Source organism: Amedibacillus sp. YH-ame10, assembly GCF_053848885.1.
This window is the reverse complement of record NZ_JBSPFA010000034.1, coordinates 1-13527: the sequence shown is the minus strand read 5'-3', so window position 1 is coordinate 13527 and position 13527 is coordinate 1. Positions and strand designations below refer to the sequence as shown.

The window sequence follows — 13527 nt, the reverse complement described above, 5'->3', positions numbered from 1 at the left end:
CACCTCTCAAGTTAGATACGGAGTGGAAAGGGGGGGCATATGAAAACAATCTCATTTTGAACAGACTATTGAACATCAATTCGATAGTTTGACAAAAAAAATAATAAACGCTGTTGTAAAGGTTTATCACAGAGATATGAAATCACGCAAACGCTTTGAAACTCCCTTTTGTGATTTTCTGATCTCTAAACATAGTTACTAGGCTTTATTGATGAATATGTGTGCGAATATAGCGTTTGATGTTTTGGGTGAGGTAAATCCAGGTGGCTGACGATAAGCAGGTAAACGCTTTAAAAAGCCTACCAGAAAAGATGTTGGATTTATTATGATGTTTTACTTCATAGATATGTTAGACACGGAAATTGCAGAAGTATTAGAACTTAACTGCTCTACTGTGTATCGACACAGGATAAGTATATTGGAAAAGATTAAAAAAATTGTGGAGGAATAAATATGGGGAGATACAGCATGATGCCCTTTTCTGCTATTGTTGCTTCGTCAGACGGTGATGAAAAGGAAATACATACTACTACGGCTACATATCAAAGTTGCGCCTACGTTCATTATATGACAAATACGGTAATATCTATATGGTAGTTGATACTGAATTAAAAAGCGGAATACAATCAGCACACATGCATATCATTTTAAACTTTAAAATTGCCATAGCGTAACGGAAGAAATCCCCTTTTCCAGTTCTGCTTACCACTCCATGAAAGTCCATTAGTTTGTAGTGGATTTACATGGATTGATAAACAGTTATTTATATATGTTCTTTGAAAACTAAATAAAGCAGATAGATACGTTTGATAGGTAATGGGCCTGCGGACAGACACGACATAATCTTTCATAACAGAAAATGAGCGATTTTGTATGAGCAATACTGATGTGCCTGTCTGTGAAAGATACACGCTTGCAATAGAAGAAACATAAAATATTTTCGTATAGGTGAAAAGAAATTGCGAAAATCGCAGAGAAAAATAAGAACTCGAACTGGGGCATTTTCGATGGCAATCGAATACAGATTAAGCGAAAGCAGTTTTTAGCCTGCTTTATAGTATAGGTATCATATCAGGGTTTTTCTATTTGAGAGGAGCAAGAAAATGTCAGAGAAAAGATGGACAATACGCATCCAAGTAAATAAATACATTTGATAAATTGTAATTTGCTTACGTATGGAAGTTAGTTGTAACGGATAAGACATCTGCTGGGAAGTGTTATGATATTGCTTTGAGAGATAGAATCAAGGAATTAGATAAAGACCTCATGTATAGTATTGACACAATCTGTAAGAGAATGATTGTTTGCCAACTTATGAAAAGATAATCTAAAATTACTATATTATTCTATCAAATAAGGAAAAAATAGGTTATTAGAGCATAAAATAGTAATTTAATTCCTACAAAAGTTTGAAGAATTACTATTTTTTTAAAAAAAATGTTATAATAAAGGAAATAAATAAGCTGGAATGGGGGTACTCCATAATTTTGAATGTGAGGCGATAGTATGGAGCACAAAATAAATCAATTTTTAGTAGATTCTACACTGATTTTTGAATCTTTATCGAGTAATAGTGATGACTATATCTATATTTGGGACTATCAGAATGGGAATTACATTACATCCGATAATTTAGCACAAGACTTTACGATAGCTTCGCAAGGAGCTGATTTTGTTGATGTTTGGCAAGCGTTTGTACATGAACAAGATTTAAGACGCGTTAGAAAATCTATCCAACTAGCAGTGGAACAGCATAAGAAGAAGATTGTTCTTGAGTATCAAGTGACCAATGCAAAAGGTGAGCACTTATGGTTGAGCGATAAAGCTACGATTCGTTACAATGATACTACAGGAATACCTGAGATTATCATCGGAGTTATGCATAATCTTTTGTATGATGGAACAGTGGATTTTGTTACGGGTTTGTTGATGCATGCAAAATGTAAAGAGATTTTTGATGTGTTAAAGAGAAACCGCTTAGTCAAAGAAGTTTGTGCGATGTTAATTGGTATTGATGAATTTGCAAGTATCAATACGTTACATGACCATAATTTTGGTGACTTAGTATTACGAAAGTCAGCACAAGATTTTTTGAATCTTCTGTATGATGGATGTACCATGTATCGATATGATGGAGATCAATTGTTAATAGTGTCTGATAAATGTAGCAAAAAAGAATTGATGGAGTTATATGAACGATTAAAAGCATATACTGCAAGATCTCATCGTATTGATGGAGTATCTTATCGTTTTAGTATTTCTGCTGGTATTGCCAGCTATCCTCAAGACGCTACAGATTGGGTGAGCTTAGAAAAAGCAGTTTCCATTGCGTTAAAGAATGCAAAACAAACGGGTAAAAATCAATGTTCTGAATTTTCAAGTGAAGTATTTGAAGAAGCATTATATGAACAAAGTTTAACACGATATTTAGCAGATAGTGTGGAACATGAATTTATGAATTTTCATGTGGTATATCAACCTGTTTGTCACACGCGAAGCTTAAAAATTAAAGGTGCAGAAATTCTTTTACGATATAAAACACCAAATGGAGAAGCAGTATTCCCAGATAGCTTTATACCTCTGTTAGAACAATCCAGACTAATTATTCCTGTAGGATTGTGGGTTTTGGAACAAGCGATTCGCACAACTAAGAAATGGTTGGAGTACATTGATGATTTTGTAATGAATGTGAATGTATCCTATATTCAATTTCGAGAAGCTTCTTTTTGTGATCATCTTGAGCGTTTGTTAAAAGAATATGACTTAGATGCATCTCATATCACTTTGGAATTAACTGAGAGTTATTTTATAAGTGATGCAGATCGAATTTCTGCTTCGATGAGACGACTTCGCAAACTGCATGTAAAAATAGCGATGGATGATTTTGGGACAGGGTACTCTTCTTTAGCTAGACTTGCTGAGTTCAATGTTGATATAGTAAAAATAGATCGCTCGTTTGTGCAATCTTTACATAAGAGTAAATATAATCACGACTTCGTAGATTCTGTGGTTCGTCTTTGTCATAATGTTGGGATGAAGGTTTGTGTAGAGGGTGTAGAAACTAAGGATGAACAAGAAATCATCTATGTTTTAAATGCAGATTTTGTACAAGGATATTATGTATCAAGGCCAATCTTAGAGGATGATTTCTTTGAATCTTTTATTAGCAATCCTCATGCAAATGAGTCCCTTGTAGTAATTCCTAATACACAATTACAACGCGATCAGCTCGTTAGTGATAATGATGTATTAACTGCGATGTTAGATGCGACACCATTAGGTCTAAATTTTTGGAATCGAGATTTGGAAATTATTGCTTGTAATAATGAAATTATAAGTTTATTCAATGCAGAAGATTTAAAAGATGTACAAAGTAATTTTGATGAATTTTCACCAGAGTATCAACCTGATGGAACTTTGAGTAGAGAGAAAGCAAAAGAGATTATAGATGATGCTTTCAATGGGAAAGAAGTTCATACCTATTGGGAACATTGCAATCGTCAAAAAGAGTTCATACCGGCAGAAGTTTCAGCGGTTCGCATTCCTTATATGGATGATTATATTGTCGCAAGTTATACTCGAGATATGCGTTCACAACGCAATATGGAAGAAAAAATCGAACAATTTAATGCACGATTTAAAGCAATTCTAGATTCCAATCCTTTATGCTTGAATTTATGGAATAGAAATTTCCAGAATATCATGTGTAATACAGCTGCAGTGGAACTCTTTGGATTAAAAAATCAAAATGAATATTTGGAATGTTTCTTTGAACTCTCTCCACAATATCAACCTGATGGTTCTGTTAGTAGTGAATTAGCTGTGAAATATATTACGGAAGCATTTGAAACGGGATATTGTAAATTTGAATGGATGCACTGCACACTCGATGGAAAAGAAATTCCAGCAGAAATTACCTTGGTAAAAATCGAAGGTCTGGATGAATTTGGTAATGAATTAGTCGCAGGGTATACACGTGATTTGCGTGAACAAATAATGATGGAAGAAAAAATAGAGAAATTTAATACTCGATTAGAAGCGATTCTTGATTCTAGTCCATTATGTTTAAATCTGTGGAATCGCAAATTTGAAAATATTATGTGTAATAAAGCGGCAGTTAGTCTATTTAATTTACGTAAACCACAGGAGTATTTAGATCGTTTCTTTGAACTTTCTCCAGAATACCAACCTGATGGAACCCTCAGTAGTGAAAAATCTTCAATTTATATTAATAAAGCATTCAAAGATGGATTTCAACAGTTCAACTGGATGCATTGTGATTTAAATGGAAATCAAATTCCTGCGGAGATTACGTTGGTTAGAATTGAAGGTTTGGATGAAGATGGAGGCGACTTAGTTGCGGGATACACACGTGATTTACGCACACAACTAGAAGCGCAAAAACTACAAAATATGGTCAGTGTTCGAATGAGAGCAGTTTTAGACTCTTCTCCGATTGCTTGTATCTTGTGGTCAAGTGATTTCAAAATCATTGACTGTAATCAAGTGATGCTTCATATGTTGGGCGTAAAGAGTCCGAAGGAACTAAGTGCTGATTTTGATGTATTCATGCCAAAAACGCAACCTGATGGATCCAATAGTATTGAAAAGAAGAGTGCTTTTTTCAAAGAAATCATGCAAAAGCATACGATATCTTTTGAATGGGTATACATAGATAAAGAAAAACAGGAAGTTCCATGTGAAGTTACAATTGTAAGGATTTCACTAGAAGATGAAGATATTTTAGTTTCTTATAGCCGTGATTTACGTGAATTACATCGTACATTAGAATTAAATGAACGATTATCACAAATGGCATATTACGATTTATTAACTGGTGTCACTTCACGTGCAAGATTTATGGAACGCTTATCCTCCGTTTTCACAAATGCAAAAAATGATAAAGATTTCGCAATTATTTTCTTTGATATCGACTACTTTAAAACTATTAATGATACGTATGGACATGTTACTGGAGATTTAGTATTAAAACGTGTTGTTAAAATGATTGAGAAAATGATTCCTAATGATGCGGTGATTGGGCGTTATGGTGGAGATGAATTTATCATCTTATTAGAACGAATAAGTGAAGAGCATTTAACATTGTTCATGACTCGTATTGTAAAAAACATTTCTCAAATGACCTTTCTTTATGAGGGGGTTGAATTCTCTACATCAATTAGTATGGGAGGAACCTTCAACAGACTGTCGGATGAGACTTATCAAACGATTTTAAATCGAGCAGATAAAGCTCTCTATAAAGCAAAAGATAAGGGAAGAAATGGATACGAACTTCTATAAATGAAGCATAGAAAAAGGTCTGCACATTTTGTGTAGACCTTTTTGATTAGGCGTTAGAATCATTTTTTACTGTAAAATTTTTTAACATCTGTAAGCCAAAAATAACAACTCCACCAATTAGAAACCATAAAATCGAGAAACTATCAAAACTAAGTGGAGCCTTTGGTACCTCCAATGTTTGTGGTCCCATAATAATCGCATAGAAACTACCTAGCATCATACCTACAATTAAGAATACCATGATTGGACGATGTTTGTCCAAAGCCCATTTAATTAAACGTACGACGGTTACTACACCTGCTAATATACCAAGTCCAAAGACAATTAAGATTGGTAGATAATCAAAATCAAATCCCATAAGAGACTTCACTGCAGAGATAATAGGAACATATAATCCAAAGATTAACAACAATGTAGAACCACTGATTCCAGGCAATACCATAGCACTAATCGCAATCATAGCAGCTATAAATACATAGAAGATTAGTCCTAAATCAAGCTTTGTTAAATTTACTCCTGCTTCTTTTCCAGCTACAGGATTGAAGTACGTAATCAATACAACAATACCAATACCAACAATAAAGGATAAAATAGTTTTCCAATTGAATTTCAAACTCTTCTTTTCTTCTCTTACTACGATAGGAATAGCAAACAATATAAATCCCATAAATAAAGAACTAATCTCATAAATTCTTGTTTCGAAAATATTTGCTAGAACACTTACAGCGGCTAAAAAACCAATCACCCATCCAACGCCAAGTTTCATCAAGAACTTCAAGGCGTTTATTTTTTCTTGTTTATTTCCTGCCATCAATGCATCTAAAGAACCTATGAACTTATCATAAAAGCCTAAGACAAATGCAACCGTTCCACCAGATACCCCTGGAACACTATCTGCCAAAGCCATACAAAACCCACGAATAAAGTTAAGAATAATCATAATATACCTGCCTTCCATAACAGTTTAATTATACAAGAAAACAAATAAAATCCAATATTTATTTTATAAACATTTTCTTAATTCACAAAACTATTACCTATTCAACATTTGTTCAAAAAAAGTAGACCATCTGATAAGAGGGTCCACTCGTTCTTTATATTCTTCTAATTTATGGTAATAAATTACCAGCTGCTATGTAAATCGCATACCATTCTTCTCTTGTAAGTGTAAGAGTTTCACAAGATTTACATATTTCTTGGATACGCTTTACATTTGTAGAACCTAAAATCACTTGCATATTAGCTGGGTGGCGTAAGAGCCAAGCAACTGCAATCGCACTGTTACTCACTCCGTATTTTTTCGCAAGATCATCCACACATTCATTTACTTCTGGAAATTTCTCGTTATCTAAGAAGACACCTTCAAACATACCAAATTGAAATGGTGACCAGCATTGTATAGTAATATCATGAAGACGGCAATAATCCAATGTTCCATTATCACGATCCATTGCACGTTTATCAAAAGTATTCACGTTGATACCAGCATCAATCATTGGAGTATGCATGATACTCATCTGCATCTGATTGATTTCAATTGGGAATTTAACGGATTTCTTTAACAATTCGATTTGTAGGGGACTATGATTAGATACACCGAAATGTCTAACTTTACCACTCTTATAAAGTTCATCGAAAGCTTCACCCACTTCTTCTGGTTCTACCAAGGCGTCGGGACGATGAAGTAAAAGATAATCCAAGTATCCACATTGTAAACGTTCTAGGATACCATCCACACAAGATAATATGTAATCTTTTGAGAAATCATAATGATTTGTTTCGCTACGATGAATTCCACACTTGGATTGAATAATCATTTTTTCTCTTAAACCAGGATTTCTTTTTAATACCTCACCAAACATTTCTTCACATACGCCTCCACCATAGATATCTGCATGATCAAAGAAATTAATACCGGCTTCTAAATCTTTTAAAATCAGTTCTTCCAACTGTTGGGATGTGAGTGCATTTAATCGCATACACCCTTGAATGATGGAAGGTGCTGTAACATTTGCTATTTTTACTTTCTTCATTATACGTCTCCTTTTTCTTATGTCTTTATTATACTTCATTTCTATGTAGTAATCTAATAGAATAATTTTATTTTTTTTAAAAATATTCTAATTTTTTTTTAACAATATTCTATCAAATAGCATGCTACGAAAAATAGTACCTTTATTTGTTATAAAAGAAACAAATAATGGCTTATTTTAAGGCATTTATAAAACTAATGTCACAAATGTGTTTTATTTGTGACACCGACATATTGGCGTTATATATGACAAAGCGGCTAAAAATTGCAATAAAAAAATGAAAAAATCACATATATGTGTGATTTACATACTTCTATTGTTGTGGCATAATAGAATAGGATAAGGATAGTGAGAGGTGATGAAATATGGCACAAAGACATTTGCTAGATGAAATAGCTTATCGTTCAGAAATGTCCATCTCGGATTTTCGATATGATGAAAATATAGTACTTTTTCGAAAGTTTATTCAGGAAATAGATCCTAATGATTATTCATTAGAGGAATGGAACGAAGTAATACAGTATATTTATGACGCTTCCATCAAGTTCCAAACTATGGATGAAGTATTGAAATATCTTAGAATTGAGAAAAGATAAGAAGAAGTTTATGTCTTGTCTTTTTTTTATGTTTGCATTGAAGATTGAATAAGGATCATTTGTAAACGTGATTGAAGTATCACGATTCTCCTTTCTTATCATAGAATAAAGAGAGGTGAGCCTATGGCAATTAAAGTGTATATCGATCAAGGTCACAATCCTGGCAATATCAATGCAGGGGCAAGTGGAAATGGGGTCGTAGAATCAGAAGTGAATTATCAGGTGGGAATTTATTTGGCGGAGTATTTAAATGCAGATCCTGCATTTGTTGCACGCGTGTCTCGATTGTTTCCTGATACAGTATTAGGCAGTGATGCATCTTCAAGTTTAAGAGAACGCGTATATCAAGCAAACTCATGGCCAGCAGATTATTTCATTAGTATTCATACCAATTCCAATGTGAATCCTGCAATTCAAGGAAGTGAAGTATATGTATATCGTGAATTCAGTCGAAGTTATGAATTAGCACAAGATGTTTTAGCGTCTATTGTAGAAATTGTTGGGACAAAAGATAATCAAGTACGTATCAATCCAAGTCTTTATGTTTTAAGAAATACAGATATGCCCGCAATCTTAGTAGAACTTGCCTATCTTAGCAATCCAAGTGACGCCATGCTTTTGTTAACCAAACAAAAAGAATTTGCATACGCTATTTATCAGGGGTTGAGAGACTATTTAGGACTCAATAATTAGAAATCGTATAAGGCGATTTCTTTTTTTAGGTATAAGCATGAAAATTGTGGGTATGATGCACATAGTCATTGGAAATTCTACTAAGTTTTTGTACGAAGTTGACTGTAAAGGGTTTCAGTTTCTTTTTTAAAAAAATAAAAAAAGAAACTAGTAAAAGCATAGGAATTTATACAAAATTACGTTATAATGAGAAGAGTAGGCTAAAGGTGAGAATATGGAAATAAAAGAATTTTTAGAAAAACATGAATTAAATACTTACGAACATATGTCAGATGTTTTAAGTGAAGGTGATTATCCTTTCCTTGTGAAGGGATGCAGTGGGTCAGGTAAGACAACCCGCTTTTTAACACGTATCGCATACCTTCTTGAAACAAGAGTGGCAAATGAAAACAATATGCTAAATCTTGTATACGATGTAAATACAGCACGAAGAATGAGTAAACAGTTTACGGAAATGTTTGGTGATAAATTTCAACCAGTTTTTTCTGATATGTTTAGTTTTTGTTATCGCATTGTAAAATTTTATGATGAAAATAATGGGCATGCGCAACGCACGGTATACCGTGATATGGAAAAAGCAGCCAAGCGTATTTTGGAGGATAACTTTCAAGTACGTTTGAATAAACAAGAAATTACACGTCTTTTACAAAAAGTGAATGAATGTAAGAATAAAATGCTAAGTGAAAAAGATATCGCAACAATCGTATATGAGGGAATTGATTTTGCGGATTTCTACAATGCATATGAAAAATTTAAAAAGAATAAAAAGATTTACGATCAAGGAGATGTCATTCATGAAGCATTACATATTTTAATGTATGATACAGAAATTGTTGAATTGTATCGTGAACGATTTCAATATTTCAATATTGATGATGCACAAGAGTTATCTTATGCGTCTCATATGATTATACGTATGCTACATGCACAAAGATCTTCTTTATGTGCATTTATGGATGAAACACAAAGCATTGATATTGATAATAGTGCGGAACCACAGAATTTTGACATGTGGAAGGATTATTATGGAGATGTTGCGGTTGTAGAATTGAATCAAAACCATCGTATGAATAAAACCATCACAAAACTTGCAGGTGAGTTTCGTTATAAAGAGAACAACAAACTTAGCAGTAGTAAGGATAGTGAATGTGATATTAAGTATAAAGGGTTTAGTGAATGGAAGAAGATGTATGATTATGCTCTTCGAACAGTAAAAGAATCTCCTGAAGAAACAGCATTCTTGTACCGGGAAGGTGCATATGCAATCCCTTTAATTGAAATCTTTAAATCACAAGATATTCCAGTGTATTATCACTGTAACATCAAGAAATTCTTAACGAACAGAGTCGTAAAAGATTTAACAAATTTCATATCCTTATTTCATGATCCTAGAAATATGCGCGCATATTTTGAAATCCATGAAAAGATGGGACTGGATATGTCCAATCGAATTTTACTAGAAATTGATGAACGTTTAAAGAACGATGATAGTGTGGATGTATACCAAGCAATTATGGAAAGTGGCTATAAAGCTGCGGGTAGAAAAAAATTAGCTTCCAATATGGAAGATATCCGTTTTATCTCTACACAACCAACCTTGGATATGATTCAATATGTATTAGATAAAATGAATTATACAACCTTTATGAAAGAAAACCTTATCGATATGGATGATGCGAATTTATTGTCATTTAAAGTTTTGGCTGATCGTTATCCTGATGCAGGAGAATTCTTGCAAATGTTAAAAGGCTTGGTAGATATTCCAAATGATGAAGAAGCAATCATTACCATTTCTGATATCTTCTTTAGTAAAGGACAACAATATTCTAGAGTTTGCATTATAGATTGTTTTGCAAGTGTATATCCAAAACCATGTACGAATGATATACAGGTACAAGCAGAACGTAACTTGTTCTATGTGGCAATGAGTAGAGCAATGAACCAATTAGAGTTCTTTACATCAAAACATTGTTTCCAGACACGTCTTGAGATGTCACCTTTTATATATGAATTACATGGAAAGAACCAAGACACAACAGCTAAACCAAAGGCTAGCAATGTAGTTCGCAAGTTGAAAGAGAGCGAATTAAAACGAGGCGTTAAAATTCAACATACAACACTGGGTGTTGGAAAGATTATGAAAGTAAAAGATGGCATGATGCAAGTACACTTTGAAACAGAAGATAAAATGCTAAATGTTAAAATGTGTATTACTAACAAATTGATTGAATTAGTATAAAGTCGCAAACTACTGCGACTTTTTATTTGACATTATTATCAATGAGTTGTACTATTGTACTAGATAGATAGTACAAAAAGGAGGCGATTTCTTGAATTACACAAATACAACTCCCATTTATGTTCAAATTATGGATGACATAAAAGAGAAAATTATATTAGGAGAGTATACACCCAATATGCAAATACCACCAGTTCGAGAACTTGCCATTACTTATGAAGTGAATCCAAACACAATGCAAAGAGCACTAGCGGAATTAGAAAGAGAAGGGTATCTTTATACCATGCGTACTGCAGGACGCTTTGTAATCGATGATCCTGTGCGTATAGAAGAGATGAAACAAGAATTGCTGCATCACAAAACAGATGCGTTTATAAAAGATATCAGCGTGTTTGCGATGTCTGATGAAGAACTCATCAACAAGATAAAAGAAAGGATGAAAACCTATGCTAAACATAATAAACGTTAGTAAATCATTTAAAGGGAAAGCAGCGTTAAAGCAACTATCAATTTGCATCGAAAAGGGGAAAATATATGGCTTAATTGGAAATAATGGGGCAGGAAAAACAACTCTTTTAAACTGTATTGCGATGCAGTGTACCATAGATGAAGGAAGCATTTTATTCCATGATCATGACGCAACTATTCAAGATTTAAAACACATTGCTTATTTTATGGATCACTCTTTATTTGATGGTCATGAAAGTGTAAAAGAAGTAATCAATGAGTATGCATATTTCTTTAAAGATTTTAATAAAGAACGCATGCAAAATTTGATGGAGGAATTGCATATCGAAGAAACTTCAAAATTGAAAGATATGAGTTTGGGTACACGAAAGAAATGTGAATTGGCCTTTGTACTCGCAAGAGATGCACATCTTTATTTGTTAGATGAACCCTTTGCCAATCTTGATCCACTTGTACGTAGTGAGTTGATCAAGTTAATTGTTCGCTATAGTAGAGAAGATGCTAGTTATATCATCAGTACACATCAAATACAAGAAATAGAAACGTATATCGATGAAAGCATTCTTATAAAAGATGGTTCCCTTATTTTACAAGCAAGTAATGATGTGCTTCGAGAAGAATATCAATGTAGCATTTCTGAATTATTGATAAAAAAATTAGCGGAAGAATAACGAGGAGGGATACTATGTGGACACTTTTGAAATATGATTTACAAAAATGCAGGAAACCTCTTATTATTATTTCCATCATCTATATTGTAGTATGTGGAATGATACTTCTATTTAGAATGGATGATAATTTAAATTCTAGTTTATTTTTCTTTGGATCAGCGCTTTTAATTATTGTGATGAGTGTTATGTTTATAGGGTTTGTACCAATTGTATCTAGTGTATTTCAAGCACGTTTTATGAAAGATTCCATCGTGATGCTAGCACCTATTTCAAAGAAAACAAAGGTGTTAGAACCGCTTGTCGTAGTTGTGTTGATTGCAGTTGCTGCAGTGATCATGAATTTTGTAGCTTATATATTTGGTGGGGAAGCTATTTTGAATTTTTTTGAATCGCTATACCCCAATATGTCCGCGGATGAACCTGTTCTCATGTTTGTTAACTTATTCTTATCATACTTTTCATTAGCGTTCTTCTTGATCAGTGTAATCATGTTTGTTTGGAGTGTAATGAGAAAAAGAGAATTAAAAAATCCTTCACATTATACGTATGCCTATTATATTGCTTTGGGTGCTACAATTTTCTTCACATATGTAATGGAATATATAGGATATCCTGTGAGTGATTCTCCAGTCCTCATCATTCTTATTTCAGGTATCTTATATGCTATTTGCTATTATCTGTTTGTATACCGTTAAGAGTTGAAAGGAGAGTTGTTTATGTGGGGATTATTACAATATGATCTAAAAAAGAATAAAAAGAATCTTTTTATCACGATATCAATTTTTCTAGCATTGATCCTTTGTCTTGTTATGCCAAAACTATATATTGAACATAATATAAAAAGTGCTGGAGCATTCGCTATGATGAGCTGTTTATTCTGTAGTATCTTTGGGCATATGAATGCATTTAGGAAAATGTTTAGTGGACATTTTCTAAAAGATTCTATTTTAAACTATACAACCGTATCAAAAAGAGTGATTATACTTAAACCTATTGTGTTTATGATACTCTCTTCGATTATCGTATTTGTTGTAGTGTATGGCATCTTTTGGGGTTTGTTTTGGAATGTACAAGATCAAATTATGAGTGAATATGGAACGAATGCAACATCTTTTTCACAGTTCACAATGATTGTAGCATCCGGTGGTTCTATATTGATCTTACTTTATTCAAGCTTGAGCTTATTCATATGGAATATTATGAACGTTAAAGAAGTGAAAAATGAAAGTAGAATGCAATCCCTTGATTTTCTTACAACGCTTCTAAGTTGGTTGTTAATTATCTTGGCGAAGTATTTTCATCTTGATTTGGGTTTTGCATTCACAATCTTAGTTCTTATGATAGCTCTGTTAAATGTAGTTTCATATTATTTGTATATGCGCAGATCAATCTGAATACAATAAAAAAGAGGCTGTAACGAAATAGACACATTTGGAAATTTAGATGATGCCTAGGAGGTTACGACCTCTTTTTTTCTTGTATATGAGTCATATAGGTTGAAATCAGCTCATTGAGCTTAAAAAAGG

Annotated in this window: 10 protein-coding genes and 1 pseudogene; 9 read left to right on the top strand and 2 right to left on the bottom strand. The window is 33.2% G+C overall.

Annotation, left to right across the window (positions count from 1 at the left end; all coding sequences use genetic code 11):
* Nucleotides 1-536: 536 nt before the first annotated feature.
* Nucleotides 537-674, top strand: a pseudogene (locus ACWG42_RS12700) (helix-turn-helix domain-containing protein); the annotation flags it as partial.
* Nucleotides 675-1506: 832 nt separating this feature from the next.
* Nucleotides 1507-5301 carry an EAL domain-containing protein gene (locus ACWG42_RS12695; RefSeq protein WP_455792860.1) on the top strand — a complete coding sequence of 1265 codons (3795 nt, stop codon included), beginning with the start codon at nt 1507-1509 and terminating at the stop codon, nt 5299-5301.
* 46 nt (nt 5302-5347) lie between these two features.
* Here the strand turns inward: ACWG42_RS12695 and ACWG42_RS12690 are convergent, their stop codons facing one another.
* Nucleotides 5348-6241 (bottom strand): DUF368 domain-containing protein, encoded by an 894-nt coding sequence (locus ACWG42_RS12690; RefSeq protein ID WP_455792858.1) that lies wholly within the window; start codon nt 6239-6241, stop codon nt 5348-5350.
* A gap of 169 nt (nt 6242-6410) precedes the next feature.
* A complete protein-coding gene (locus ACWG42_RS12685; RefSeq protein ID WP_455792856.1) occupies nt 6411-7334 on the bottom strand; it encodes an aldo/keto reductase in 924 nt (307 codons plus the stop codon).
* A gap of 365 nt (nt 7335-7699) precedes the next feature.
* Between ACWG42_RS12685 and ACWG42_RS12680 the strand changes: the two genes are divergently transcribed.
* The 7 genes from ACWG42_RS12680 (at nt 7700) to ACWG42_RS12650 (ending at nt 13395) form a co-directional block, all read left to right on the top strand.
* Nucleotides 7700-7930, top strand: a complete 231-nt coding sequence (locus ACWG42_RS12680; RefSeq protein WP_455792854.1) for a hypothetical protein — start codon at nt 7700-7702, stop codon at nt 7928-7930.
* Nucleotides 7931-8053: 123 nt separating this feature from the next.
* Entirely contained in the window at nt 8054-8623 is a 570-nt protein-coding gene (locus tag ACWG42_RS12675; RefSeq protein WP_455792852.1) for an N-acetylmuramoyl-L-alanine amidase family protein, read from the top strand.
* Between the two features lie 214 nt (nt 8624-8837).
* Nucleotides 8838-10862: a UvrD-helicase domain-containing protein gene (locus tag ACWG42_RS12670; protein WP_455792850.1), complete on the top strand. Its 2025-nt coding sequence runs from the start codon at nt 8838-8840 to the stop codon at nt 10860-10862.
* Between the two features lie 91 nt (nt 10863-10953).
* Nucleotides 10954-11331, top strand: coding sequence for a GntR family transcriptional regulator (locus tag ACWG42_RS12665; protein ID WP_455792849.1), 378 nt, complete (start codon nt 10954-10956; stop codon nt 11329-11331).
* On the top strand, nt 11309-12001 hold the full coding sequence (locus tag ACWG42_RS12660; RefSeq protein ID WP_455792847.1) for an ATP-binding cassette domain-containing protein: 693 nt from the start codon (nt 11309-11311) through the stop codon (nt 11999-12001). The genes ACWG42_RS12665 and ACWG42_RS12660 overlap by 23 nt, the downstream gene beginning before the upstream one ends.
* A gap of 14 nt (nt 12002-12015) precedes the next feature.
* Nucleotides 12016-12696 (top strand): hypothetical protein, encoded by a 681-nt coding sequence (locus ACWG42_RS12655; protein ID WP_455792845.1) that lies wholly within the window; start codon nt 12016-12018, stop codon nt 12694-12696.
* Nucleotides 12697-12717: 21 nt separating this feature from the next.
* Nucleotides 12718-13395 (top strand): hypothetical protein, encoded by a 678-nt coding sequence (locus ACWG42_RS12650; RefSeq protein WP_455792843.1) that lies wholly within the window; start codon nt 12718-12720, stop codon nt 13393-13395.
* Nucleotides 13396-13527 lie beyond the last annotated feature (132 nt).